Source organism: Dyadobacter sp. CY312 (assembly GCF_021390535.1).
Taxonomy (GTDB): Bacteria; Bacteroidota; Bacteroidia; order Cytophagales; family Spirosomataceae; genus Dyadobacter.
Map to the genome: position 1 here is coordinate 241,545 of NZ_JAJUXG010000009.1, position 25,015 is coordinate 266,559.

The following is a 25,015-nucleotide window of genomic DNA, read 5'->3' on the forward strand; positions in this document are numbered from 1 at the left end:
GAGCGTGTTAGTTGAAATTTGAAAATATAATAGAAGAATTGTTTCCACCAAAACCAAAACTATTGGAAAGCACCGCATTTACTTGTCTGTCGGTAATCAGGGAGGTAACCGGCATCAGGCCCGTTTCTTCAATCGGATTGCTAAAATTCAAGTTCGGATAAATCAAATTGTTTCTGATCGCCATGACGGAAAAAATCGATTCAATTGCTCCCGCTGCCGCGAGCGTGTGTCCTGTGTAGGGCTTGGTAGAACTAAAAGCCGGAATGTTTTCTCCAAAAACGTTTTTCAATGCTACCGACTCGGAAAGGTCGTTATTCTTGGTCCCGGTACCATGAGCGTTTACGTATGATATGTCGCTTAGACCAATCCCTGACATGTTAATAGCTTTTTGAATTGCCATTGTCGCGCCCTTCCCATCGGGAGATGACGCCGTCTGATGATAGGCATCTGCCGCATTAGCCCAGCCGTTTACATAACACAAGGTTTCATTACCGGACTGAGCAATACTTTTTTCGCTTTCCAACAGGAGAAATCCGGCTCCCTCTCCCAGGTTAAGCCCAGTTCTTGACTCGTCGAATGGTCTGCACCAGGCGTCATCGTAGATCATCAGAGACCGAAACCCGCCGATGGTAAATCTGGTAAGGGCATCGGTGCCACCAACCAAAACCCGGTCCAGCTTACCCTGTTGAAGCAATCTTGCCCCAAGCATGATTGCATTTACACCAGATGAACACGCCGTAGAAAGCGTATTGATGTATCCGGTTATTCCCAGTTCGGAAGCAATCCGCTCTGTGGTGTTCCCGCTGTCATGCGATAATAACAGACGATAATCCGGCTTTCCCTCATCCAGATACTCTCGGTAGAAGACTTCACTCCTGTCCATTCCACCAACCGAAGTGGATGATATTATTCCTGATTTTAGATCGGAGCGATGTCTGGTCGTTCCCCATGCCTGGCGTGCGGCTGCCAGACCGAGCAAAGAAGTGCGTGAAATATTTCTGTTGCTGATCTGTAAAGATCGAATCAGTTCTTCGTTACTCGCTTTTACCTCACCTACAAGCAACTCCCGGGGTTCATCTAAATACCGAACCGGTCCAATACCTGACTTCCCTGCTTTTAGTGACAGCAGATTCTCTTCGGCTGACATTCCAATTGCAGAAACAATACCAATACCTGTGATGCGGATACCCATGGATACGAGTTAAATAGTCTTTTAAACAGCTGTCTTTCTCTTCCGAATATACTGAGCCATTGTTTCAATAGACCGGAATGCCTCTTTTCCTTCTTCGGGCTTTGTTACCTGAATTCCATAGAATTTCTCTAATAACACGATCAATTCGAGTGCATCGATAGAATCCAATCCAAGGCCACTTTGATCAAAAAGCAAATCACTGTCCGCGATATCTTCCACCCGGACATCTTCCAGATTTAATTGTTCAATGATGTGCTTCTTTAATTCTTCTTTTAAGTTATCCATTCCTGGAGTAAGTAATTTTTGGTAAATAGATACTAAGTAAACGCCTCCTCTATCAATTCAGTGAGATTAACAATGTTAGATTTAATACCACCAGTATTTTTTTCTAACAGAATAACAAATGCGTTAACCTTCACTTCTGTTACATCAAGCCAACCAGCCAATACCGCTTCCGATCCGGATGAAAACAAAATTTCAGCGTAGTTGATAAAGAAGTCAGGAGCAAATTTAGGTAAAACAGCAAACATATTTTCACCGTACCATTTGTTTGCAATGGCTATTTCTCCTATTACAATATTTGGAAGTGTATAAACGAACATGGCCGGACTTGGCGTTTGCAGCACTTCGTACGAGTTTTGAAATCTGATGTCACTTTCTGCGCTGGAACAGCGATTGGCGAATACCATGGCTATCCGGTCGTCTGCGTAACTGGTAAAACGGTCCGGATTGGAAGCTTTAATAAATTCACTTGCCAGATACCCGCATTGGGACAGCGTATCCATTTTGTAAAACTTGGGATACGTAACATTATTGAACTTATATAGCTGCTTCAACCAGCTGTCGGATGACCCGGGATCGAAGCTGGCAACCAATTTTCCATTCAAATAGCAGTTCCTATCGGTTATATGGCAATATGTGGTAATGAAACTCATAAGTCTTGAATAAGCAGCGATGCATTTCCTCCACCAAAGCCTGAGGCAGTTTTTAAAACTGTTCTTATCTGTGTGTTTTTGCTTTCTTCAATCACATTTAGTGCAACAGAAGTTCCCTTTTCGATATATCCCATGCTTTTAAGCAGCAGACCATTTCGCATAGATTGGATTGAAACGGCTGTTTCCAAGACACCGGCAGCTCCCAAGGTATGTCCAAAATATCCTTTCAAGCTATTCAATGGAACATCAACCAAGCCTAGCCGGTCAAAGGCTATGGATTCCATCTCATCATTATATAAGGTACCTGTTCCATGCGCAGATATAAAATCAATATCAGCAGGTGAAATCCCGTTTTGAGCCATCGTTCTGCTGACACTCCTGTAAAGCCCCTCTCCCGTTCGCGACGGTCCTGAAATGTGGTTGGCATCATTTGCCGATGTTCCAATAAGCAGTGAGTACGGTCTGTCTCTGTATATCTGAGGGTTATTGGATATTACTACCGCACTGCATGCCTCTCCAAGAGTAACTCCGGCCCGACCCGAGTCAAAAGGAGCGCAGGGCTTGTCGCTTACCGCAAAGAGAGATTGAAAACCGTATATAACAAAATCAGAGATTACATCACAACCAATTACAATGACATGATCATAATGGCCCGATCTGACAAAATTGCCTGCCGTATTAATTGCTAGTACACCAGAAATGCATGCATTGGAAATGATGAGTGGCTGATGAGCAAGGTTGAACTCTTGGAGAATTGTGTCAGCAACGTCAGCGAACGGATCTGCAATGGAATCTTTTAGCCCGCCTTTGGTAGAACTTATAATTACAAGTGTTCTGTCTGAGGCAACTGTATCCGGATCAACATTGTTTGCTACCAATTTCAATATAGCAACAATCAGATTTTCGAATGCTCTGCTGACTGTCAATCCCGGTATTGTTGCCAGATGAATATCTGTTTGATTCAAACCTGCTTTATGAACCAGCGAAATACCTGACAAACCTTCTGATACAGCTGAAAAGGTCGCTTTCGCATCGTTACCGAGCGGGCTGATCATTTCTTCTGCACCTATATAAATCATAATGCTAAAACTATTTCTCTGTAATAAAATGCTATTGGTTGTGCGTCTCTTTCCACTGCCGATAAAACTCGGGAGTTAGCAGTTCTAGTGTTCTGCTTTCGCGGTCCAGAAATACCTGCATGGTTTTGCCCGTCGCGCACAGTTCATTGGTGGTAATGTTGACCACCTCGTACTCGAACATAATCTTCGCTGATTTCGAGGCAATATATCTGGTAATCACCTTAATAACCTGCCCGTAGTAAACCGGTGCTTTATGATCAATCTCCGACTTTACGATAGGTGTGAAATACCCGGAATCAAATATTGTAAGGTATTCCAGTCCAAAGGTTTTACCAAAATGCTCCCGACCATCCTCAAAAAATTTCAGGTAGTTCCCGTGCCATACCACACCCATTGCATCCGTTTCACTAAACCTTATATCTATTTCAATTTCCGAAGAAAGCATACGTATTATCATTATTAGGACTTGGCAAGAATAGTCATTTTTTACGATTTATCGACTATCTATACCCAACAAAAGGCTATTTACATCGAAATACGAAACCCCATCAGAAGTACTAAGTTGTTACAATTTTCATCTCGCATTCCAGTAAAAGCTTTCCATTCAGAAAGTTTTGCCCGGTCACCATAAATATGTTTCCAAGTTGATGCGTGGGCTTGACAATCGTATTGATCTTTGAAGAATGAGGTGGAAGTGCATGAACGGTGACACGCGATATCGCACCAATAAAACCAATTTTGGGCTTCCCTTCATGTTGTCTGTCAAGAAAGCCGAAAGAAGCAGCACAAGTCTGCGCAATGTTTTCCATTAGTCCGCTTTCCTGAAACACCCCTTCATGCACAAGTATATTGCCCGCATCAATAAACAACTCAGATTCGAATTTCTCCTCTGTTACGGCAACCAATCCATCAATCATTACAAATGGTGCCCGGTGAGGTATAAAATCCAGTATATGTTCTTTGCTTACAATCATCACTTAAAGAAATTGAAATAATTAAACCACTGTTCCGGATACTGCCGTACCTTCTTTTCAAGCTCAGCAGCATATAATGTGGCAATCTGTTCAGGCTTCATCTTTTCAGTAATGGGCAACGTTGCACTTAGATGATAGCTGCGGGCCCCATCCTTGGCCGCAAATACAAAGGTTACCGGAGAATCAAACTTAGATGCTATCACAAAAGGACCATAAGGCAATTTCGCCTTTTTACCCAAAAAATCAAGTTCGATGTACCGCGATCCTTCTAAATATCTATCTGCGTGAATGGCTACAAATTCATTATTCAAAAGTGCATTCCGAATTGCTATCACATGCGAAAGATCATTTTTAATGGCTATTATCTTAAATCTTGAACCTCCTGTGGAAGAGTCCATAAACTTTTTGATACTTTCCACCTCAGCATCCAGCATTACAATATTGATGGTGGGTGTGATACGTCCTTTCAGCAGATTTCCGGCAGTTTCCCAGTTTCCCAGGTGCGCACTCAGCAAGATTCCACCTTTTCCCCGATCACGAATGTCGATCAGATATTGCTCATTTTCAAAAAAGTGTGAGAACGCTTTATCGTACCCCAACAAAAATGCCGTGCGGTCAACAAGTGTCTGTCCAAAAATGTAAAAATTACGGCGGGTAAGTTTTCGCGCTTCGGATAATGAAAATTGAAGGGAATTCTGATAAAAATCCAGCAGTGACCTTTTTGGTTTGGCGGCAAACAGGTAGTAATAATACGTTACAACACGTAAAAGCCTGTATGCAAAATCGATTCCTAAAAACTTAATGAAGAAAAAGAAAATCTTGTAGCCTGCCAGGGTGCCTTTGGTTTTGCCGTCCCAGTCACGGTCAGACCGGGCATCCTGGATACCTGAACTACCAACCTGGTGGTTCATTCCTTAAATACCGAGTTTTTTCTGTACGAGGCCATAAAAGTCCCCAAATGTGACGATTCCTTTGAAATCTTCACCACTAACTTTGATATTGAGGTTTTCCTCAATGAGAACTACGAGGTCTACATAATCAAGACTATCCAGATCCAGCGTATCTTTTAAGCTGTTTTCCGGAAGAATCAAATCCCTGTCCACCTCAAACTCCTCAGATAAAAAATCTCTGGTTTCCTCAATAACTTCTTCCAAATTCATCTTAACGTCTTTATCATACATGGCTGCAAAATTAATTTTTCTTTTCTGATTACTTCACATTGTTATCAAATTTTAATGTAATAGTTCTAGCACGAAATATTAAGAGTGCGATAGACTATTCCACCAAACATTAGAAAACAAATATTTGATTACGCGGTTAGATAAAAGTACAAAATTACCAGTCGTGAAGTGTACCGCTCACGAAGTATCGGATTATAATTATACTTTTTTCAAAATTAGTGTGGAGTTGGTACCGCCAAATCCGAACGAATTAGAAAGAAAACAATTGATTTTCTGCTTTCGGGTCTCGGCAACAACGTTGATTTTTGCGGAGTCCTCATCAGGATCATCAAAATTGATGTTTGGAGCTATAAAATCGTTCTGCATCATTAGCAGGGAATATACAATTTCACTGGCACCAGCCATCCAGCACTCATGTCCGGTCAGCGATTTGGTAGAACTCACGGGTGTGTCTGCACCAAAAACATTAAAGATCGCCTGGGCCTCGATTCCGTCACCAACCGGCGTTGAGGTGGCATGGGCGTTGATATAATCAATATCTGACGCGGTAAGATCTGCTTGTCGCAGGGCCATTTCGAGCGAACGAATCTGACCTTCCTTACTTGGATTGGAAATGTGATCTCCATTGGAAGAAAAACCGTATCCTACCAGTTCGGCTATGATCGGCGCACCGCGTTTCACCGCAGCATCGTAAGATTCTAGAATTACGGTAGCCGCTCCTCCACTTGGAATAAGCCCGTCGCGATTCTTATCGAATGGACGTGAGGCCTTTGTAGGATCAGATTCTCTGACAGAAAAAGTCCCCAAACCGTCGAAGCTCGCCATGGATGCCGGATTTATTTCCTGAGCACCTCCACAAATAATACGATCCTGCAATCCCTGACTAATCATGAGATAACCCATCCCGATTGAATGAGATCCGGATGCACATGCCGCGCTTAGCGTAAAATTGATCCCTTTCAGCTTAAAAATCGTCGAAAGGTTCATATTGACGGTGCTATTCATGTTTTGGAAAATGGCACCGCTGCCGATCAATGTAGTATCTTGCTTTTCGCGTGCTTTTTCCACTGCCTCCACCACAGATGCAGCCGTACTGTCATTCCCAAATATAATCCCTGTTTCTGTTTTGTCCAGAAAATCGATATCCAGACCAGACATTTCAAGCGCTTCCCTGGTGGACATATAGGCATAAATGGCAGGTTGATGCATTCCAAGGCGTTGCCTGCGCGAAAGCAACCACTTCAAATCCGGTTCCTTCACCATACCGGTTAAGGCAGATCGGAAACCAAAATCCTTTCGAACCTGATCATATACGATGCCACTGGTACCTGTGTACAATGATTTTGTTACTTCGTCCAGGTTTTCACCCAGGCAAGAATATATTCCAATTCCGGTTACTACAACTCTGTGGTTCATGAGTTACGAGTAAATCCCTCCATTTATATTTACAACCTCGCCTGTTATATAGGCGGCTTTATCTGAACAAAGGAAACTTACTAAATGTGCCACTTCATCCGGTTTTCCAAAACGGTTCATCGGAATCATTTGTTTCAATTCGTCCTCGTTCAGGTCTTTGGTCATATCACTGGTAATAAAACCTGGCGCAACGGCATTCACTGTAATCTTCCTCTTGGCAACTTCCTGCGCAAGTGCTTTGGTCGCTGCAACAATAGCACCTTTTGCGGCAGAATAATTGGTTTGTCCGGCTACGCCTTTCATTCCCGAAACCGATGCGATGTTCACAATTCGCCCGGAACGTTTTCTCAGCATTTGCTGGATAGCATTTTGGGTAACGTTGAATAATCCTTTGGTAGAAATATTCATCACATCATCCCAATCCTTTTCCGGCATCCACATAAACAGTCCGTCGCGGGTTACGCCAGCGTTGTTAACAAGCACGCTAATGTATTTTTCCGGATTTGCTTCGCGCCACGCATTCAGCGCATCATCAACTTCCGTTTTGGTTTGCACGTTAAACTGCAGTAACTCTCCTGTTCCGCCATTTGAGTTAATTTCCGCAAGCGTTTCATCAGCGGCAGCCTGGTTGGAAGAGTAGTTCACCAATATATGTAACCCATGATCTTTTGCAAGCTGCACCGCAATGGCTCTGCCCAATCCTCTTGAAGCACCTGTTACCAATGCACAACTCATAATTTGAAAGGGGTTTCTTTAATGTATTCGTAAACTGCGGCAATGCTCTCCGACTGAGGCACATCTTCCTTCACGAAGCTCGCATGTTGTCTTATCTGATTATATACAGACTTGGCATTTGGCGAAAGTCTTTCTTTTTCTTCCGGATCAAGCAAATCTACCGCCTGGCAAATGGCCATGATATGGATCGACATCACCTGATATGAATTTTCAAGAACCTGTTTTGCAAGAACCGCACTATTGGTTCCCATACTCACAATATCCTGATTATCATTATTATTTGGAATACTATGTACGTATACCGAATTGGACAATGCCTGGTTTTCCGCTGTCGTTGAAGTTGCAGTAAACTGTACTCCCTGAAAACCAAAATTCAGCCCCCATGTTCCGGCATTCAGGAAAGGAGGAAATTTGCCGTTCAGTTTGCTGTTCATCAGAAAGTTAAGCTGACGTTCCATCAGCATAGAAAGTTTGGTAAGGACAATTTTAACCTTATCCATTTCCAGCGAAATGTAGTCTCCATGGAAATTACCACCATGGAAAACATTGTTTTCTTCCGGACTCACAATCGGATTATCATTCGTCGAATTCAACTCATTTTCAACGACTTCCTGTGCATACTGAATCGTGTCAACGATTGGTCCGATGATCTGTGGTACGCAACGTATAGAATAATATTCCTGAATTTTCCTTTCAAACTCAATACGATGAAGCGCAGTGTCGTCTTTGAAAAGCTCTTCGCGGTTGCGGATCATGCCGCTTCCCTGCGTAAACTCACGCATTTCTTTGGCAACATACTGCTGCCCTTTGTGGTGTTTCACTGCGTTCAGCTGCTCAGAGAAAGAATCATCAAAAGCTTCAATCACCTCATTCAACATGGAAGAAGCGGCAATAGCCCACTGCACAAGTCTTTTTGCGTAAACAAGGTTGATCGCCGCAATTCCGGTCATGCAGGAAGTTCCGTTAATCAGTCCCAACCCATCACGAAGTTCCATTTGGAGCGGTGCAATTTCATGTCTGGCAAGAACTTCGGAAGTATTTTTTCTGACACCATTTTCATATACGTACCCCTCACCTATCAGATTAAGGCCCAGATGAGACAGCTGAACAAGGTCTCCGCTGGCTCCAACGCTCCCATGTTCGAAAATTTCAGGAACGATGCCTTTGTTCAAAAACAACACAAGTTGTTTGATTACGCCACTGCTTATACCTGAGTTCGCCTGTAAAAACGCATTGAGGCGAGCAACCATCACACTCCTTGCGTAGATTTCATTAAGCGGTCGACCTATACCGCTGGAATGGCTGCGAATCAGGTTATATTGTAAACTATTTAGTTTATCAGTTTCTATTCTGTACTGAGCCATAGGCCCAAAACCAGTGTTGATCCCGTAAATAATTTTGTCTTTGGAGAAATCTGTTAAAAAAGTAAAAGACTTGGCAACCTTATTGAGAGCATCCTCCGCCAGGATAAATTCTTTCTTTTCAAATGCATATTGCTCGATCTGAGCTAATGAAATACTATTCATTTATTGATACCGAAATTAAATAACATGTAAAATAAATCTTTTTTTACGGTTTTGACAAGTTTGGATTTCCAACCTTATTGAACATTAATAAGTTGCCGGAAGCCGCACATTTAATTATTTTTGCCCACCACTCACGTTTAACCTATTCATGATCGGGGAATTATTATTCAAGCTTAACCTACTCCTGTCGAAACACAAAGCTGTTTTTTTTCTTTGCCTGATCGGCCTGATCGGAGTTCTTGGCTATGGTATTTCCCGGCTCAGGGTAACAGAGAGCATATTTGCCACCTTGCCGAAGGGTGAAAAATTCGAGGAGTTCACCCAGCTCATCGAGAATAAAAACATTGTTAATCAAATTGTATTTTCTCTGGAAAACGATCCAGAAAACAGTGGTGACGAATCCCTGGAAATGGTAGAAGTTTTTGCAGATTCTTTAAAACCTCTGGCAAAATATATCAAAAATATTCAGTCCGTTCGGCCGGACATACAACAGGATGTATACAACTTTACCTATACGCACTTCCCGGAACTGATCGATTCCGCTTACTACAAGCACATCAATAACAAAATACAGCCTGACTCTGTACACATTTCCATAAGTTCCGCTTACAGGCAGTTGCTAACACCAGGTGGCTCATTTTTGAAACAATTTGTAGTTAACGATCCACTCGGAATAACCGCACCGTATTTCCGTTCACTTAATAATGCCAATAATTCCACGGGAATGACCGTGGAGGAAGGCGTGATGTTCTCCGCCGACCGCAAACAAATCATTGTAACAGCATCAACAGCATATGATTCCGGCAATTCAGCACTGAATGTAGAGCTGTTTGGTAAAATGGAGGACTTTAAGGCACGATGGAATAAAAGGTATCCCAAGAGCCGGATGTCATACTTCGGCACGTTTGAGATAGCTGCCCGCAATGCCATTCAGGTGAAGCAGGATTCCGCCAAAACAATGACGATCGCACTGATCGCTATTTTGATCATTCTAATTGCCTACTACCGCAAGCTGCTCATCCCCTTTTTTCTCATTTTGCCTGGTATTTTCGGAGGCATTTTTGGTCTGGGAATCATAGGTTTTTTCAGGCCGGAAATATCGGGAATATCACTTGCCACCGGCGCTGTTATTTTCGGAATTCTGCTCGACTATGCGTTTCATTTTTTCACGCACCTTCGCCACACAGGATCCATTTCAGGTACGGTCAGAGAAGTGAGCGCTCCGCTACTGACAGGGAGCCTCACCACCGTGCTGGCTTTCTCTGCACTTCAATTTACAAACTCAGTGGTGTTGCAGGATTTCGGTTTATTCGCGGCATTGAGCCTCACCGGAGCAGCCATTTTTACCCTCGTAGCGCTGCCACTCATTCTCGAAAGTCTGTCTTTTGACTACAATAAAATTCCCGGCAACACTAAGTTCTTTAACATACCGACTATCCCCGGGAAATTTAAATCGGCAAGCCTTGTCGTTATTGCCCTGTTGACTTTTGTTTTCCTCTATTTTGCGAGGTTCACTGAATTTGACAGCAGTCTGGAAAGTTTAAGTATGCAAAATGACGATCTGAAAGATCGCGAGGAAAAACTTACCGGAATTAATCCAGACAGAGACAAAAGGATATATGTTTTTTCAGCTGACAAACTAAAAGAGCATGCAGAAGAGGCAAATCAGCTGGTTTATCAAAAGCTAAGCAGATTCAAAGCCAACGAAACGGTGAAAGACTTTGTTTCATCAGGCGCCTTCGCCATTCCGGAGAAAACGAAACAGGAAAGACGAAACCGTTGGGAATCATTCTGGAATCCTGATCGGAAAATCCAGACGTTCAACTCCATCGATCGATCCATCGCCGGAACAGGTTTTAACCCATCTGCATTCGATGGTTTCAAAAGTTGGATTTCAGGGCATGAGGAGGATTTCCTTGATGAAACTGAATTATTCAATCAGTTGGGACTTGATAACCTTTCGGTGTCTGACTCTTTGAAAACAACCCTCATCACAACGGTAACTGTACCTAAAAACCGGCTTACCTATGTTAAAAGCGAGTTGAGAAAAATTCAGGGAGTCTCTATTTTTGATCGGGGCGAGCTAGCAGGATCACTTCTAACTTTGGTAAAAGAAGATTTCAACTACATTCTATTTATATCTGCGTCCATCGTATTCTTCACACTATTGATTGTTTATGGCAGAATTGAACTGACCTTACTCACATTTTTACCGATGGTGATTAGTTGGATCTGGATATTTGGCATTGCCGCTATTCTTGGCATAAAATTCAATTTTGTGAATGTCGTCATCACTACATTCATTTTCGGCCTGGGCGACGATTTCAGCATTTTCGTAACCGACGGATTACTCAATAAGTATAAAACCGGCAAGGAAACGCTCCGATCCTATCAGTCCGCCATCGTATTATCAGCGTTAACGACCATAGTAGGAACCGGCGTCTTGTTCTTTGCCGAACATCCCGCAATTCATTCCATTGCCTTTGTCAGCGTGCTTGGCATCGTATGCATTCTCATTGTATCCTTTGTTGTTCAACCAGTCATCTTTGATCTTTTTGTTCAAAATAGAGTAGAGCGCAAAAAGGCACCAGTTACATTTCTGCCATTTCTGCTTAGTATTTCCAGTTTCACTTATTTTCTCTCCGGCTGCCTTTTTCTGCATTCCAAGCTTATAACGATTCTGTTGTTGCCAATATCGCGGCGCAGGAAAAAAGCAATGATCAATCGTTCTCTTTCATTTTATGCCAGGACTGTTATTTACTCCGGTCCTCATGTGAAAAAGAATGTTTCGGGTAAGGAACACTTAAATGTCGATAAGCCAGTAATTTTTATCGCCAATCACACTTCGTTTCTGGATATTCTACTGGCCATCATGCTTAGTCCAAAAATTGTTTTGATGGTCAAGGGTTGGGTATACAACTCTCCCTTTTTCGGTCCGATTATCCGTTATGCTGGCTATGTATACACAGACGATGGACCGGAGGAAAACATCCAAAAAATGAGAGCTCTGGTCGCCGACGGCTATTCGTTGCTCGTGTTCCCCGAAGGCACACGCTCTCAGGATGGGACTATTGGTCGCTTTCACAAAGGGGCCTTTTTTCTGGCAGAACAGCTCGAACTGGATATTCAGCCATTGCTGATTCACGGTGCCTCGGAAGTTTTGCCAAAAGGTGATTTCCTGATCCGGCCAGGTGCTCTAAACGTGCGTGTTTTACCAAGAATTAATTTTAAGGACGAAAAGTGGGGTGTCCAACTGCGGGATAAGACAAAAAACATTTCTCAGTTTTTCAAATCCGAATTCGCCGGATTCAAATCCGAAATGGAGGACACATCTTATCTGAAACACAGAATCTTCACCAATTACGTATTTAAAGGCCCGGTGCTGGAATGGTATTTCAAAGCGAAATGGCAACTGGAAGAGAAAAATTACGCCTGCTACAACGCGTTAATAGATGCTCGCGAAAATATTATGGATATCGGTTGCGGATATGGATACCTATCCTATTATCTGCATTACTGCAATCCAGAAAGAAAAATAGTTGGGGTAGATTATGATGACGAAAAAATTACAATAGCTAAAAACGGTTACAATAAAACGGGAAATCTGCACTTTTTATCAGCAGACGTCATGACGCTAAGTATTGGGAGTCAGGATGTCATTTTTTTAAATGATATACTCCATTATTTATCCAAAGAAAAACAACTTACTTTGCTGAAAAATTGCGCTGACGCATTGCTTAATGACGGTATAATTTTCATTCGCGACGGAATTACCGATCAGCAGGAAAAACACAAAAATACCGAACGGACAGAAGCGCTGTCGACCGGTTTATTTTCTTTTAATAAAAAGATGGAGGATTTTCACTTCTTTTCGGCTAATGACATAAGGGATTTTGCCAGAAACAATAATCTGTCTTTCGAAATGCAGGAACATTCGGGCACCACGTCCAATGTACTTTTCATTTTAAGAAAGTGCTTAAATCCAGCCTGATTACATATAAAAGCTATCACCACACCACTATTTCATCATACTTACATGCCCAAACTCACCGAAAAAGAATATGACTTCGTCATCGTTGGGAGCGGACTTGGTGGCCTCGTCTGTGGTTACATTCTGGCATCGGAAGGTTACAGTGTAGCCATTTTGGAGAAAAACCATCAGATAGGTGGCCACTTACAGGTGTATAGCAGAGATAAGACCATTTTCGACACCGGTGTTCACTACGTGGGAAGTTTAAATGAAGGTGAAAATCTTCATCAGTTTTTCAAGTATTTTCAAATACTGGACAAGCTGAAACTGAAAAAAATGGATGAGGATAAGTTTGATGTGATTCGATTTGACGATGGAAGTGAATACGAATACGCCCAGGGTTACGAGGCTTTCCAGAAAAAGCTGATTGAATATTTCCCTGAGGAAGAGAATGCGATTCATACCTATTGCAACAAGATCAAGGAGGTATGCAGCAAATTCCCTCTGTATAATTTACGCGTGTCCGGCGAAAGCTATCAGATGGATGGTGATCTTCTGAACTTAAATGCACATGCTTACATCGCTTCCCTGACTTCGAATGTACGCTTGCAAAATGTACTTGCGGGTTCTAACCTTTTGTATGCGGGCGTGAGGGAAATGACTCCGTTTTACCTGCATGCATTGATCATGAACAGTTATTTATCAGGATCTTACAAGTTTATTGACGGCGGTTCGCAGATAGCCATCCTTATGAGCCGGGGAATACGCACTTTGGGCGGCGAAATTTACAAACACAAAAAAGTAACAGGAGCAGACTATGATGATACCGGAAGGATTACGAATGTAATACTGGAAAATGGCGAGAAGGTCAAAGGCAAAACCTTCATTTCCAATGTACATCCCGCTGTTACCATTGATATTTTTGGAGAGGAGCACTTTTTGAATGTTTACAAAAACAGAATTAAAGGTCTGGAAAACACCATCTCCACATTTCTTGTGCATTTGTCTTTTCATGAAAACACATTTGAGTACCTCAACCACAACATTTATCAGCACCATATAGATGACGTCTGGGGTGGAATCGATTATGACGAGGAAACGTGGCCACAGACCTATTTTGTTTGCACACCTTATATTTCGAGGAACAGCAAGTACGCGGAGTCCATGTCGATTATGACTTATATGAAAACGTCGGAAACCGAAAAGTGGGCACATACATTCAGGACCGTTTCGGAACCTGGTGAGCGGGAAACGGAATATCATCGTTTCAAAAAAGAAAAAGAAGCCAAAGTTTTGAAGAAAATCGAAGAGGTGTTTCCTGGCATTACGTCAAAAATTAAAAGTGTACACAGCGCTACTCCGCTCACTTTCAGAGATTATATCGGAAATAGAGATGGGGCGCTTTACGGAATTCTGAAAAACTCCAATTCCCCTTCCAGAACACAGATTAATACCAAAACAAGAGTACCAAATCTGCACCTGACAGGACAAAATATTTCGATGCATGGTATACTTGGAGTCACTGTGAGTGCCTTTGTTACCTGCTTTGCTTTTGTTGATAAAAATAAACTCATTCAAAAAGTTATAAATGCGTAGTCATGCAAAAAGTTGATGTTTTGGTTATTGGCGCCGGTCCGGCAGGGAGTGTTGCTGCTTCCTATCTTAAAAAACAAGGATACGATGTGACCATTCTCGAAAAAGAGAAGTTTCCCCGGTTTCAGATTGGAGAGAGCCTTTTGCCTTGCTGCATGGAGCATTTGGAAGAGTCGGGACTCCGGGAGGCTGTTGAGGCCAAAAATTTCCAAAAGAAAACTGGCGCTGCATTTATGCGTGGCGAAAAAAGGTGCGAATTTCTGTTTTCTGAACAGTACACCAATGGCTGGACTTACACCTGGCAAGTGAAACGGGCAGATTTTGACCTTACACTCGCAGAGGCTGCCAGAGCAAAAGGTGTTGATGTAAATTTTGAATGTGAAGTTTTGAACGTTGATGCTACCCTGGAACGCCAGATCACGGAATATAAAGATGTCAATGGTAAAATCGATCATATAGAATCCCGGTTTATCATTGACTCCAGCGGTTATGGCCGGGTTTTACCACGCCTGTTTGACTTGAGCAAACCATCCGCATTCACACCTCGTGGCGCCGTATTTTCGCATCTGGAAGACAACAAACGAACAGAAAAGACAAGCAATAACATATTTGTTCACTCTTTTGATAACAACAAATCATGGATTTGGGCAATACCATTTTCTGACGGATCAACCTCGGTTGGTATTGTGGGTGACAAGGAGAAAATTATTGAATTAGCAGCCAACGACGGCGAAAAGTACAAGGAGTTTATCCGGGGCTTTGAAGATTTAAACGGTCGTTTTGCCGAGTCAGAATTGAAGTTTGAACCAAAAAATATCCTGGGGTATTCAGTTGGTGTAAAAACGATGTTCGGCGAAGGTTTTGTCTTATCCGGTAATAGTACAGAGTTTCTGGATCCTATATTTTCGTCAGGTGTAACATTCGCAACGGCATCCGGTTTGTTGTCCGCAAAAATGACTCATAAGCATCTTCAAGGCGAAGTTGTTGACTGGAAAACCGAATATGAAGACGTGGTACAGAACGGCATAAATGTTTTCAGAAGTTATGTAACGGGCTGGTACAGCGGTGATTTTCAAACAATTGTGTTTACTGATCAAATTGATGTAGAAATAAAAAATCAGATTTGTTCCGTTCTGGCAGGCTACGTTTGGGACAAATCAAATCCGTTTGTCAAAAAGCATGACACGATTTTACCTACATTGGCGAAGGTGATTAAAATAAAAGAATCTCAGGCGCAGTAGGTTTGACATGAAGGGCGGTTTCAGGAATTCACAAATATTCTTAAACCGCCCCCCGTACTAATATAAATCCATGCTGAACTCCCTGATAATGATTGTAAATCAGTATATTTTTTACAACTTTCCTCTCAGCATTTATTTTAATATGTAATTGCTCAGGCAACAGCTCCCCTCGTACTATCTGAACTGCCATCCACATAGCAAATGCAGAGGCTGTGGGATAATCACCAACCATATTTTTGTAGCAATAGACGTCAGCTTCTTCAAAAAACGCGTTCAGAATTTCCTCATACAAATAATCCGTACGATTGTCTCCGCTAAACCCACCAATGTAAGCATCTATATCAGTAGGCGACAGTCCGTTTCGTTCTAAAAAATTCGAAAGCCTTCCCGAGATCTCGCCGATACCAACATTACTAATCTGCTCCACATCGACGATCCTGGCCAATGCGCCTTCGGAAAACTTTGACTTCAACACAAACATTACCGCGCTTTCACCACACACCGATCCGGGAGTACCTGAGTTTAGAAGCGTTTCAGAGGTGGTATCGTGCTTTTTAAAATAACCATTGAGAAAATCGATGTTATAGTTGTATTCCGAAATTTCCTCAACACTTCCCAACAACACCGATTTGGCTCTCTGTTCTTCCAGCAATAAAATAGCATCCAATAAGGCACATTCGAATGCCAGACCTTTGTGAACGTGTGTCGTATTGTAGCCGGTATTTTTGCTGAGTAATGCCAAATTGCCAGCAACCGCATTCGGAGTGCTTTGTACAAAATTGGTCGGAGTGAGCGTGCCTTCGTTATAATCCACAATCTGATTCAGAAATTTCAGGCAATCTTCCAGACCACCATTTGCAGTTCCAAGAATGATTCCTCCCAGTTCAGGATTTCTCTGTATCAGCGGCAAACCTGCTCCTACTCCCATTCGCACGGCCTTTCCCATTCTTCTGAGTAACCCGGCAGGTATCAACGATCCGTAAGCAGGCTCTTGCGCTATGTACCGGTTACCCTGGTGGATCGTCACCGCTCCCTCTAAGAAAGAATTATCATAAGTTTTCTGAGCCGATATACAGGATAAGTCTGTGATGTACATAATGTCTCGCTAACGTTGCAAATCAGTGGTTCAGGACTGACCCTTTCCTGCCGCCGATATAAATTCCTCAATTTTATTTTTATAACTTAAAATTTCCTGCTCCCGTTTCTCCGCAGTCCAGTTCAATTCTTCGGCCATGAGCGCTGCAACTGTGGGTAGTACTTTTAAGGTCGTGTTCCAATCTGTAATTTCCAGCCGGACTCTTCTTGCCAGAAAATCGCGGGGAGTAACCGCCATCTCTACTTTGGCACAATAAACGACTTCCGCACGAATGTAAGGATATGCCGGATCCAATGGCGCCTTCAACGATTCATCGTGCAAAGTCAGTAGACACACTTCCTCCGCCCTTGAACCATATTTTCTTACAAGATGCTGGCAAATATCAACCGAAAGTCCATATTTGCTAACCAGCTTTTTATAGTTCTCGAACAGATAATCTACTCCGCCGGCGAGCGTATGGCTGGCGGTACTACATTCATTTCTTTTGCCAAAAATGCCGTCAATCTGATCAATCGCATCTTTTGCCATCAGCCTATATGTTGTCCACTTTCCACCAAGCAAACTCACCAGGCCCGACGCAGCATCTATCTCTACCTCATGATCCCTGAGCAGACTTTTTGTTGACTTACTGGTTTCAGCCGAAAGCAATGGGCGTAGTCCGCCAAATCCTGCCTGCAACTTCGAAATATTGATTTTCTCTTCGAGATAAGGGTTAAGGGTATCTGCCAGATATTGCTTTTCCCTTTCATTTAAACCTGGTTCCACGTCGATATTATCAGACTCGGTATCCGTTGTTCCAAGTATCATCGCGCCTTCAAACGGAATTGCAAACACAACACGCCCATCTGACGTTTTGGGGATCAGCATCGCATAGGAACTATTGAGCGTCTCGTACGGAAGCACAGCATGAACTCCTTTGCTAGGCCTGATTCGCTCTTCCAAGCCTGCATTCGCCATCAGCCGTATGTGATCAGAGAACGGGCCTGTGCAGTTAAGTACGAGTTTTGTTCTTATTGAAAAGGACTCCCCTGATTCCGAATCTATCGCGTTAACAACATTTATTTTCCCTTCTGTACCTTTTTCAAGACCTGCAACTTCCACGTAGTTGGCTACAACGGCACCCGCTTCCGCTGCCGACTGCACCAGCGCAAGACAATACCTCGCGTCGTCAAGCTGCCCGTCATAATATAATACGGCACTATGAACCTTGCTTTTGCTAAGTGTAGGAATTTGTTTAAGTACCTCCGACTTTGAGAGCCATTTACTTTTTGGAAGCGAATCGTTGGAAGCAAAACTGTCGTACATTTTCAGCCCGATCGTAAAATACAATCCTTCCAGCCAGGAACTTACCGGCGTTACCAATGCAAGCGGGCGGGCCAGGTGTGGGGCATTATTTAGTACAAGGTGCCGCTCTTCAAGTCCGTGACGAACCTGTTTGAGTTGGGCAAAATCCAACTTTTTAAAAGCCTGTTCCAGATAACGGACGCCACCGTGAATCAACTTGGTGGATTTGGAAGAGGTTTCAGAAGCAAAATCCTTTTTGTCGATAAGGGCTACTTTGTAACCTCTGAGCATTGCATCAAGAGCGCAACCTGCTCCGCTCGCCCCTGCACCGATGATACATATGTCAAATTCATTCTGTTTTAAACCCTGAAGGGAATCTTGTCTGTTCATGCAGTGCACCTGTACTTTGTCTCGCTAGAATTAACGTTCATTACAAAAGTACAACGTGGAAGTTTTAAAGCATATGTGGTATCTGAAAATAAGTACCACAATAACTGTGACTAAACTGTTATTTCTTTGTCTGAAAGTTGTTCAATGCGGAAAATAAGCTAGCTTTGGATGATTAATTTTATCACTTTACTTACAAAAACCACAAATTATTATGGGATTAATGTCATTTTTTAAAGGAGTTGGAGAAAAAATCTTCAAAAAAGAAGAGGTAGCAGCACCTACTCCGGAAGTTGAACCTCTACGCGCCAGCGCTTTATTGGCACACGTTAAAGCTCTTGGCCTTCCTTACAACTCGTTAACTGTAAAAACTTCAGGCGACACTGTTACAATTGAAGGAGAAGTTGCTGAACAAGCTGATGCAGAAAAAATTGCGCTTGCAGTTGGTAATGTTGAAGGTGTTGAAGTTGTAGACAACCAGTTGTCTGTTGCTACTCCTGCTGCTGAAGCCACTTACCACACCGTAGAAAAAGGCGATACGCTTTCGAAAATTGCTCAGACAGTATACGGAGATATGATGAAGTATCCTGTTATTTTTGAAGCAAACAAGCCAATGCTTTCACACCCTGATAAAATTTATCCAGGACAAGTTTTGCGTATTCCAGCTCTATAATTTAACTATGAGCCGTCGGCATTAGCTTTCGGCATTCGTTTTAACAACTGAGCCATAAAAAAAATGACAACTCTTTCGGGTTGTCATTTTTTTACCGTTTGAGAAAACTATGATTAGTCTTCTGCTGCAATTACATTCAAAGCGATCTTGTGCTTCACTTCTTTGTGAAGATCGATCAACGCTGAATATGTACCGATAGATTTAACATCGTCTACCGTAATTTTCTTACGGTCGATATCAAAACCTTTTGATTTAAGTATATCAGCAACCTGAGTGTTGGTAACACGTCCGAAAATACGGCCGCTTTCTCCAACTACTGTACGGATGTCGATTGTCAGATCACCGATAGCAGATGCGATATCTTCCGCATCTTTTTTCAGTTTTTCAGCCTTGTGAGCCGCCTGACGTACGTTTTCTGCAACAATTTTGCGATTAGAAGCATTTGCAAGTAATGCAAAGCCTTGTGGAATAAGGTAGTTACGACCGTATCCTGCTTTCACAGTAACGATATCGTTCTTATATCCTACTCCTGCTATATCAGTTATAAGTATGATTTCCATTGTTCGTAGCTCTTTCTAATTTATTTCAATTGATCAGCAACGAAAGGCAATAATGCCAAATGACGTGCTCTTTTAATTGCCTGTGATACTTTACGCTGATATTTCAAGCTAGTACCTGTAAGGCGGCGTGGCAAGATCTTACCTTGCTCGTTTACAAGCTTCAACAAAAAGTCTGGGTTCTTGTAATCAATATATTTAATGCCAGATTTTTTGAAACGGCAATATTTTTTGCGGTTAATGTTTTTCTCAACCGGTTCGTTTACGAGTGACATAGCTTATGCGTTTTCGGTTTTTGATTCAGTTGACTCTTCTCTTTTTCTTCCTACCAAACCTTTACGTTTTTTCTCGTTGTAAGCAATTGAATGCTTATCAAGAGCGATAGTCATGAAACGCAAAACTTTCTCGTCGCGACGGAATTCAGTTTCAAGAACGTCTACCACGTTGATATCTGTCGAAGTGTATTCGAAGATGTGGTAAAACCCTGAATTTTTCTTTTGGATGGGATAGGCCAGCTTACGCAATCCCCAATCTTCTTCATGCACTATTGCACCACCATTAGAAGTGATGATAGCACTGAATTTTTCAACGGCGTCCTTTGCCTGGGCCTCAGACAAAATGGGAGTTAAGATGAACACCGTTTCGTATTGCTTAGACATACGGTAATTGATTAATTAATAAAAATTTGTTAAAAATAGTACTCACTTCGATGCAAACATTGAAATGAGGGTGCAAAAATAGGGCTTGGAATCTGTAATTCCAAGCCCTTGTTATAATTTACCGCAAAATGACTGCCATTTATTACTTCTATACCTCTGCTATTCAAACCATTCCGCTTTTCTATCCATTCTAATCAGTCACTCGGTAGCGTGCAAAAGCAAACAAAAAACGGATATCAAAGCGGTTGTAACAATTATACGGCTGAATTTTCATTCACATCACTAAATCAGCCTGTCATTTAACCGTAAAATCCCCCTGTCCTATTTTGAAACCTTCACTATACACCTCGATTGCATACTTGCCATCTTTCATGGAAATACCGCCCCTACCGTAAAAAATATCAACAGATTGGCCTGTATTGGTAAAGTTAACCGTTTGCTTGGAGCTGTAGATCATTTCCCGCCCGTTGTGAATGAACGAGCCCGAACCAGTTGCCATGTCCGATAACACCGCTCCATCCGGATCCAGTATGCGAAGATATATCTCTTTTTCATTCTGCTTGGCAACCGCGTTTTCTCCCAACTTGAAGTTCACCCGCAGCTTTTCAATACGCTTTGCTTTGTATTTGCCTCCATCACGTTCTTTTCCCTTTGAAGAAACCGCATTGATTGTAACGTTCTCAGCTCTCAACGCCGATGCAATAGTTACCTTTTCGGCCAGTTCACGATTCAAGGTTGAATAGTTGTTAACCGAATCGCTCAGCTTACTTTTCTCCGATTCCAGTCCGCTTACCTGTTGGCTGAGTTCCTCATTTTTGGACGTAACAAATCCAAGCTCCTGCTTCAACTGTGCAATTTCGCTGTCTTTCTGATTCAGAACAGCCTCATAAGATTTGATCTTCTTATTGTAATTTGCGCTTGCAAAGTTGTTAACATTTTTAAGCTCCAACTTGTCCTTTTCCAACTGCGCTTTTAGTGCAACCAATGAATCTACACTTCCTCCCAGTTGTTGAATTTCTGCAATTTTGATATCTAATTGTGCGGAGATAGAATCCAGCTTTGTTTTCGTGAAAAGTACTTCTTCCGTTTTAGCTGTAATGATATCGTCTTTAAGATTATTTTCCTGTTTTTCGTGGTAAATGAAGTAAACCAGGACAAGATTAAGCAATAATAACACGGCCAGAGCTGCCCATAAAAGGGTTTTCCGATCTTGCTTTTGTTCTTGATTATAGTCCATACTGAGCTTTTAATTTTTGAATTAGTTGGTAAAAGAACTATGTTTTTTTCAATTTTGAAATAAGTTGGCAGCGATTTCTGCACCGTCAGTATTGAATTTTTCAATCAATTAACTAAATATCAATCTTTTATCATTCAAAATGTCGTCAATTGAACAAAATATTAGTCGGATTGAACAAGAAATAACTGACGCCGCAAGACTGGTAGCCGTTACAAAAACCAAACCAGTGGCTGTTTTACAGGAAACTTACGAATCGGGCTTCCGGAGATTTGGGGAAAACAAAGTGCAGGAAATGGTTGAAAAGTACAATTTGCTCCCAAAAGATATTGAATGGCATCTAATAGGACATCTGCAGACCAATAAAGTTAAATACATTGCTCCTTTTGTTAGCCTGATTCACTCCGTAGACAGTTACAAGCTGCTTAAGGAAATTAATAAAGAAGCTAAAAAAAATGACCGGGTTATCTGTTGCCTCCTCCAGATATTTATTGCTAGTGAAGAAACCAAGTTTGGGCTTTCAGAAGAAGAAGCCGTTGAAATACTATCTTCGGAATCGCTGGCCGATCTTAAAAACATTAAAATAACAGGTTTAATGGGCATGGCTTCCAACACAGAGGACGAATCTCAGGTTCGCTCCGAGTTCCGTGGTCTTAAAAAGCTCTCCCTGGACTTTGGTAAATATGACGCAGAAAACGTATCTATAAAGGACGTTTCCATGGGAATGAGCGGAGATTACTTACTTGCTGTGGAAGAGGGAAGCACGATCGTGAGAGTGGGAAGCGCTATTTTCGGAAATCGGTAACTTCATTTTAAGCCGGCTTTCACAATGTCTTTTTTTAATCTGGAAATAGGAATCTGCTTGCCGTCTTCCATCAACAAATAACCGCTATCTTCTTTTAACCAGCTTTTTACAAAAGATTTGTTAATTAAATGGGAGTTGTGGCAACGTAAAAAACCATACTCTGCCAGCAACTCATCATACTCGAACATTGGACGAGATGCAATAATCTTTTCACCTCCGAAAAGATGAAATACCGTATAATTGTTTTCGGCTTCACAACGAATGATCTCGCTTGTTTTTACGAACCGTGTTTCCTTTGTTGACGAAAGGGCAACCCGGTGGTCGGCACGATGCTGATTTTCCTGCATCATTTTCATCAGGTTCTCCAGTTGGGTATTATGCCTTTTTTCCAACAACTTCAAATTTGCCCGTTGAACTGCGGCAATCAATTCAAGATGATCAATCGGTTTTAGCAGATAATCAATAGCAGAAAAGCGTATTGCCTGAATGCCATATTTGTCATAACCGGTAACGAAAATGACTTCAAAAGAATAAATGGAAATCGATTTTAAAAGATCAAAACCATTTTCGCCAGGCATTTGTATATCAAGAAACACGAGATCAGGCGCATGTTCCTGAATACAGGCTTTACCTTCCTGAGCACTGGAAGCTGTTGCAACCACCATTACACCCGGGCAGTATTTCCGTAACAATGCCCTCAGATTTTCAATATTGTTCAGCTCATCGTCTATGATAATCGCACGCATTAACAAAAGTGTTTAAAAATGAGTGTAATCAAAGTTCCTTTTCCAACTCCGGATCTCAGGTCCATACTTATTTTGTGCTTTTGTCTATTGAGTAATTTGATCCGTTCCCTGGTTAGTTCAAGCCCCTTCCCAGATTTTTTTTCTGATGCGTCAAAACCTGAACCATTATCCTCGATTTTGATAATTAAATCGCTTTGTTCCCTGAGGAATGATAGATTTAAAACACCATCGTTTCCCAAGCCTGAAATACCATGTTTAATTGCGTTTTCTATTAGCGGCTGAATCAGCAATGAAGGAATTTCAACTTGCGTGACTTGCAATTTTTCGTCAACCAGCAGGTTGTAAATAAAGTCAAACCGAAGTCTTTCAAGTTTTATGTAACTATCAAGCACATACAACTCCTCCGACAATGGAACCATTTCTTTTCCATTGTTATTGAGCGATTTACGGAGTAATTTACTAAAATCTGTCAGATAGCTGTTTGCTCTCTCAATTTCATTTTGATTAATCAGCCCCTGAATAGATCCCAGTGCATTAAAAACGAAATGAGGGTTTAACTGCGATTGAATTGACTGCAACTCTAGGTTTACTTTCCTGGCTTCTTCCCTGGCTTTTTTTAGACGGTTTCCCCAATTGGCGAAAAGTACAAGTCCCAGAACGATGACCAAAATCCAAGGGTAAGTATATAAAACAGCTATTATGAGGTAAGAAAATTGCGTCAAATAAAAAATTGCCACTTTCCCCCACATTTTGTTCATTTCAAATTTATATGTCATGGTATTCTTTCCATCATAGCTGGCAAAGATGGTGTGTTCCCCAGAAGGTAAAATATACCAGTCGTCCTCATGAGCAAGCGTATGAACATCGGTACTTGGATATAATTCAGAGGGAGTCCTGGCAATAAAATGGTCATCAATTTTGCAAAATATTTCAGTAGGGCTCACTTCACCGTCATAATAGGCCTTCTTAAATCTGAAATACAAATTATCATTATTTGTTACGATCTGATCTGGAACGGCATTATTCTGACTGTAAACCGTAGGAACCTTGTTGACCCTGTTCACAATTTTTCTAATTTGAGAAGTATCCTCCCACGAGCGATTTCCATAACCAGCCGTTATATCCACATAAATAAGCTCAGGTTTCGGATAGGAAAAGGTAATATTCAGCTGGAAAACGACATTTTTTTGGTCGTCCAATAACTTGATACCAGCTTTGCGTGCCAGAAAAGGGAAGTTTGCCAACACAATCGCCCGCTCTCCATTCAGATTTTTCGTGAATTGAATGTCAGGCTTCAAAGTTGTGGTATCACTCCATTCATTAGTTGGGTAGCGAGTGATGTAGAAGGTCTCTGATTGCTTGTAATTTCTGATAACAAATGTCATAGCCTCACCCATTCTGCTAGCTGTTACATTGTACTCACTGTCCGATACCCGTTCAAACGTGGGCTTTGTAACCGTGTCCATCACAGCCGATTTACTTATTACATCTCTTTCATAATCAGTGAAACTTTGTACGATTACATCCAGCCGCGGTTTATTGCTTTGCTGATTGATCAGAAACCGATTGGTTTGTTCATTTAACACGATCTCCTGCGCTTGCAAGTGTGTAAGCGAGACGGACACAAAAATCAATAAAAGTGCTATAGACTTTGTCATATCATAGTTTTTATAATTCATGACAAATATGAATGTGAGCATGATCTTATAATAGCATAAATGTGTCAGTAGCT

The 25,015-nt window shown here is 41.8% G+C and carries 24 protein-coding genes; 5 read left to right on the plus strand and 19 right to left on the minus strand.

Going from position 1 to position 25,015, the window contains the following annotated elements; translation table 11 throughout:
- Nucleotides 1-7: 7 nt before the first annotated feature.
- From LZG71_RS14135 to hutH, 11 genes are all read right to left on the minus strand, one after another.
- Complete coding sequence (locus LZG71_RS14135; protein WP_233821305.1) at nucleotides 8-1,192, minus strand: beta-ketoacyl synthase; 1,185 nt, start codon at nucleotides 1,190-1,192, stop codon at nucleotides 8-10.
- Nucleotides 1,193-1,213: 21 nt separating this feature from the next.
- The gene (locus tag LZG71_RS14140; RefSeq protein WP_233821307.1) at nucleotides 1,214-1,477 is read right to left on the minus strand and encodes a phosphopantetheine-binding protein; all 264 of its coding nucleotides are present in this window, start codon (nucleotides 1,475-1,477) and stop codon (nucleotides 1,214-1,216) included.
- 32 nt (nucleotides 1,478-1,509) lie between these two features.
- Entirely contained in the window at nucleotides 1,510-2,127 is a 618-nt protein-coding gene (locus tag LZG71_RS14145; protein ID WP_233821309.1) for a hypothetical protein, read from the minus strand.
- Nucleotides 2,124-3,206, minus strand: a complete 1,083-nt coding sequence (locus LZG71_RS14150) for a beta-ketoacyl synthase N-terminal-like domain-containing protein (protein WP_233821311.1) — start codon at nucleotides 3,204-3,206, stop codon at nucleotides 2,124-2,126. The genes LZG71_RS14145 and LZG71_RS14150 overlap by 4 nt, the downstream gene beginning before the upstream one ends.
- A 31-nt stretch (nucleotides 3,207-3,237) precedes the next feature.
- Nucleotides 3,238-3,663, minus strand: coding sequence for a thioesterase family protein (locus LZG71_RS14155; protein ID WP_233821313.1), 426 nt, complete (start codon nucleotides 3,661-3,663; stop codon nucleotides 3,238-3,240).
- 100 nt (nucleotides 3,664-3,763) lie between these two features.
- The gene (locus LZG71_RS14160; protein WP_233821314.1) at nucleotides 3,764-4,180 is read right to left on the minus strand and encodes a hypothetical protein; all 417 of its coding nucleotides are present in this window, start codon (nucleotides 4,178-4,180) and stop codon (nucleotides 3,764-3,766) included.
- Nucleotides 4,180-5,091, minus strand: coding sequence for a lysophospholipid acyltransferase family protein (locus LZG71_RS14165; protein ID WP_233821316.1), 912 nt, complete (start codon nucleotides 5,089-5,091; stop codon nucleotides 4,180-4,182). Before LZG71_RS14165 ends, LZG71_RS14160 begins: the two co-directional genes overlap by 1 nt.
- Before the next feature lie 3 nt (nucleotides 5,092-5,094).
- The gene (locus tag LZG71_RS14170; protein WP_233821317.1) at nucleotides 5,095-5,361 is read right to left on the minus strand and encodes a phosphopantetheine-binding protein; all 267 of its coding nucleotides are present in this window, start codon (nucleotides 5,359-5,361) and stop codon (nucleotides 5,095-5,097) included.
- 198 nt (nucleotides 5,362-5,559) lie between these two features.
- Entirely contained in the window at nucleotides 5,560-6,777 is a 1,218-nt protein-coding gene (locus LZG71_RS14175) for a beta-ketoacyl synthase (RefSeq protein ID WP_233821318.1), read from the minus strand.
- A 3-nt stretch (nucleotides 6,778-6,780) separates the two neighbouring features.
- On the minus strand, nucleotides 6,781-7,512 hold the full coding sequence (gene fabG / locus LZG71_RS14180) for a 3-oxoacyl-ACP reductase FabG (RefSeq protein WP_233821319.1): 732 nt from the start codon (nucleotides 7,510-7,512) through the stop codon (nucleotides 6,781-6,783).
- Complete coding sequence (gene hutH, locus LZG71_RS14185; RefSeq protein ID WP_233821321.1) at nucleotides 7,509-9,038, minus strand: histidine ammonia-lyase; 1,530 nt, start codon at nucleotides 9,036-9,038, stop codon at nucleotides 7,509-7,511. The genes fabG and hutH overlap by 4 nt, the downstream gene beginning before the upstream one ends.
- Before the next feature lie 148 nt (nucleotides 9,039-9,186).
- On the opposite strand from hutH, the gene LZG71_RS14190 reads away from it, so the two are divergent.
- From LZG71_RS14190 to LZG71_RS14200, 3 genes are read left to right on the plus strand one after another with little or no spacing between them, the layout of a single operon-like run.
- Complete coding sequence (locus LZG71_RS14190) at nucleotides 9,187-13,029, plus strand: trifunctional MMPL family transporter/lysophospholipid acyltransferase/class I SAM-dependent methyltransferase (RefSeq protein WP_233821323.1); 3,843 nt, start codon at nucleotides 9,187-9,189, stop codon at nucleotides 13,027-13,029.
- A gap of 45 nt (nucleotides 13,030-13,074) precedes the next feature.
- Nucleotides 13,075-14,604: an NAD(P)/FAD-dependent oxidoreductase gene (locus LZG71_RS14195; protein ID WP_233821325.1), complete on the plus strand. Its 1,530-nt coding sequence runs from the start codon at nucleotides 13,075-13,077 to the stop codon at nucleotides 14,602-14,604.
- 2 nt (nucleotides 14,605-14,606) lie between these two features.
- Nucleotides 14,607-15,842, plus strand: coding sequence for an NAD(P)/FAD-dependent oxidoreductase (locus LZG71_RS14200; protein WP_233821327.1), 1,236 nt, complete (start codon nucleotides 14,607-14,609; stop codon nucleotides 15,840-15,842).
- A 40-nt stretch (nucleotides 15,843-15,882) separates the two neighbouring features.
- Here LZG71_RS14200 and LZG71_RS14205 read toward each other — a convergent pair whose 3' ends face one another.
- Together LZG71_RS14205 and LZG71_RS14210 are read right to left on the minus strand one after the other, a co-directional pair.
- Nucleotides 15,883-16,938 carry a beta-ketoacyl synthase chain length factor gene (locus LZG71_RS14205; RefSeq protein ID WP_233821329.1) on the minus strand — a complete coding sequence of 352 codons (1,056 nt, stop codon included), beginning with the start codon at nucleotides 16,936-16,938 and terminating at the stop codon, nucleotides 15,883-15,885.
- Nucleotides 16,939-16,968: 30 nt separating this feature from the next.
- Complete coding sequence (locus LZG71_RS14210) at nucleotides 16,969-18,612, minus strand: glycerol-3-phosphate dehydrogenase/oxidase (protein WP_233821331.1); 1,644 nt, start codon at nucleotides 18,610-18,612, stop codon at nucleotides 16,969-16,971.
- A 211-nt stretch (nucleotides 18,613-18,823) separates the two neighbouring features.
- Between LZG71_RS14210 and lysM the strand changes: the two genes are divergently transcribed.
- Complete coding sequence (lysM, locus tag LZG71_RS14215; protein ID WP_233821332.1) at nucleotides 18,824-19,282, plus strand: peptidoglycan-binding protein LysM; 459 nt, start codon at nucleotides 18,824-18,826, stop codon at nucleotides 19,280-19,282.
- Nucleotides 19,283-19,395: 113 nt separating this feature from the next.
- Here lysM and rplI read toward each other — a convergent pair whose 3' ends face one another.
- The 4 genes from rplI to LZG71_RS14235 form a co-directional block, all read right to left on the minus strand.
- Nucleotides 19,396-19,842, minus strand: a complete 447-nt coding sequence (rplI, locus tag LZG71_RS14220; protein WP_233821334.1) for a 50S ribosomal protein L9 — start codon at nucleotides 19,840-19,842, stop codon at nucleotides 19,396-19,398.
- 20 nt (nucleotides 19,843-19,862) lie between these two features.
- Nucleotides 19,863-20,114 carry a 30S ribosomal protein S18 gene (rpsR, locus tag LZG71_RS14225; protein ID WP_138280541.1) on the minus strand — a complete coding sequence of 84 codons (252 nt, stop codon included), beginning with the start codon at nucleotides 20,112-20,114 and terminating at the stop codon, nucleotides 19,863-19,865.
- Nucleotides 20,115-20,117: 3 nt separating this feature from the next.
- Nucleotides 20,118-20,498 (minus strand): 30S ribosomal protein S6, encoded by a 381-nt coding sequence (gene rpsF, locus LZG71_RS14230; RefSeq protein WP_233821336.1) that lies wholly within the window; start codon nucleotides 20,496-20,498, stop codon nucleotides 20,118-20,120.
- A gap of 295 nt (nucleotides 20,499-20,793) precedes the next feature.
- Nucleotides 20,794-21,735 carry a hypothetical protein gene (locus LZG71_RS14235; protein WP_233821338.1) on the minus strand — a complete coding sequence of 314 codons (942 nt, stop codon included), beginning with the start codon at nucleotides 21,733-21,735 and terminating at the stop codon, nucleotides 20,794-20,796.
- 139 nt (nucleotides 21,736-21,874) lie between these two features.
- Here LZG71_RS14235 and LZG71_RS14240 point away from each other — a divergent pair, with 139 nt between their 5' ends.
- Nucleotides 21,875-22,537, plus strand: coding sequence for a YggS family pyridoxal phosphate-dependent enzyme (locus LZG71_RS14240; protein WP_233821340.1), 663 nt, complete (start codon nucleotides 21,875-21,877; stop codon nucleotides 22,535-22,537).
- A 2-nt stretch (nucleotides 22,538-22,539) separates the two neighbouring features.
- On the opposite strand, the gene LZG71_RS14245 is transcribed toward LZG71_RS14240, so the two are convergent.
- Both LZG71_RS14245 and LZG71_RS14250 read right to left on the minus strand, forming a co-directional pair.
- Entirely contained in the window at nucleotides 22,540-23,283 is a 744-nt protein-coding gene (locus tag LZG71_RS14245) for a LytTR family DNA-binding domain-containing protein (protein ID WP_233821342.1), read from the minus strand.
- On the minus strand, nucleotides 23,283-24,941 hold the full coding sequence (locus LZG71_RS14250; protein WP_233821344.1) for a sensor histidine kinase: 1,659 nt from the start codon (nucleotides 24,939-24,941) through the stop codon (nucleotides 23,283-23,285). The genes LZG71_RS14245 and LZG71_RS14250 overlap by 1 nt, the downstream gene beginning before the upstream one ends.
- Between the last annotated feature and the right edge of the window lie 74 nt (nucleotides 24,942-25,015).

What these genes read in the sequence shown, in the direction of transcription:
- LZG71_RS14135 (WP_233821305.1), bottom strand. Translation starts at nt 1,192, where the DNA reads ATGGGTATCCGCATCACAGGTATTGGTATTGTTTCTGCAATTGGAATG.
- LZG71_RS14140 (WP_233821307.1), bottom strand. Translation starts at nt 1,477, where the DNA reads ATGGATAACTTAAAAGAAGAATTAAAGAAGCACATCATTGAACAATTA.
- LZG71_RS14145 (WP_233821309.1), bottom strand. Translation starts at nt 2,127, where the DNA reads ATGAGTTTCATTACCACATATTGCCATATAACCGATAGGAACTGCTAT.
- LZG71_RS14150 (WP_233821311.1), bottom strand. Translation starts at nt 3,206, where the DNA reads ATGATTTATATAGGTGCAGAAGAAATGATCAGCCCGCTCGGTAACGAT.
- LZG71_RS14155 (WP_233821313.1), bottom strand. Translation starts at nt 3,663, where the DNA reads ATGATAATACGTATGCTTTCTTCGGAAATTGAAATAGATATAAGGTTT.
- LZG71_RS14160 (WP_233821314.1), bottom strand. Translation starts at nt 4,180, where the DNA reads ATGATTGTAAGCAAAGAACATATACTGGATTTTATACCTCACCGGGCA.
- LZG71_RS14165 (WP_233821316.1), bottom strand. Translation starts at nt 5,091, where the DNA reads ATGAACCACCAGGTTGGTAGTTCAGGTATCCAGGATGCCCGGTCTGAC.
- LZG71_RS14170 (WP_233821317.1), bottom strand. Translation starts at nt 5,361, where the DNA reads ATGTATGATAAAGACGTTAAGATGAATTTGGAAGAAGTTATTGAGGAA.
- LZG71_RS14175 (WP_233821318.1), bottom strand. Translation starts at nt 6,777, where the DNA reads ATGAACCACAGAGTTGTAGTAACCGGAATTGGAATATATTCTTGCCTG.
- fabG (WP_233821319.1), bottom strand. Translation starts at nt 7,512, where the DNA reads ATGAGTTGTGCATTGGTAACAGGTGCTTCAAGAGGATTGGGCAGAGCC.
- hutH (WP_233821321.1), bottom strand. Translation starts at nt 9,038, where the DNA reads ATGAATAGTATTTCATTAGCTCAGATCGAGCAATATGCATTTGAAAAG.
- LZG71_RS14190 (WP_233821323.1), top strand. Translation starts at nt 9,187, where the DNA reads ATGATCGGGGAATTATTATTCAAGCTTAACCTACTCCTGTCGAAACAC.
- LZG71_RS14195 (WP_233821325.1), top strand. Translation starts at nt 13,075, where the DNA reads ATGCCCAAACTCACCGAAAAAGAATATGACTTCGTCATCGTTGGGAGC.
- LZG71_RS14200 (WP_233821327.1), top strand. Translation starts at nt 14,607, where the DNA reads ATGCAAAAAGTTGATGTTTTGGTTATTGGCGCCGGTCCGGCAGGGAGT.
- LZG71_RS14205 (WP_233821329.1), bottom strand. Translation starts at nt 16,938, where the DNA reads ATGTACATCACAGACTTATCCTGTATATCGGCTCAGAAAACTTATGAT.
- LZG71_RS14210 (WP_233821331.1), bottom strand. Translation starts at nt 18,612, where the DNA reads ATGAACAGACAAGATTCCCTTCAGGGTTTAAAACAGAATGAATTTGAC.
- lysM (WP_233821332.1), top strand. Translation starts at nt 18,824, where the DNA reads ATGGGATTAATGTCATTTTTTAAAGGAGTTGGAGAAAAAATCTTCAAA.
- rplI (WP_233821334.1), bottom strand. Translation starts at nt 19,842, where the DNA reads ATGGAAATCATACTTATAACTGATATAGCAGGAGTAGGATATAAGAAC.
- rpsR (WP_138280541.1), bottom strand. Translation starts at nt 20,114, where the DNA reads ATGTCACTCGTAAACGAACCGGTTGAGAAAAACATTAACCGCAAAAAA.
- rpsF (WP_233821336.1), bottom strand. Translation starts at nt 20,498, where the DNA reads ATGTCTAAGCAATACGAAACGGTGTTCATCTTAACTCCCATTTTGTCT.
- LZG71_RS14235 (WP_233821338.1), bottom strand. Translation starts at nt 21,735, where the DNA reads ATGGACTATAATCAAGAACAAAAGCAAGATCGGAAAACCCTTTTATGG.
- LZG71_RS14240 (WP_233821340.1), top strand. Translation starts at nt 21,875, where the DNA reads ATGTCGTCAATTGAACAAAATATTAGTCGGATTGAACAAGAAATAACT.
- LZG71_RS14245 (WP_233821342.1), bottom strand. Translation starts at nt 23,283, where the DNA reads ATGCGTGCGATTATCATAGACGATGAGCTGAACAATATTGAAAATCTG.
- LZG71_RS14250 (WP_233821344.1), bottom strand. Translation starts at nt 24,941, where the DNA reads ATGACAAAGTCTATAGCACTTTTATTGATTTTTGTGTCCGTCTCGCTT.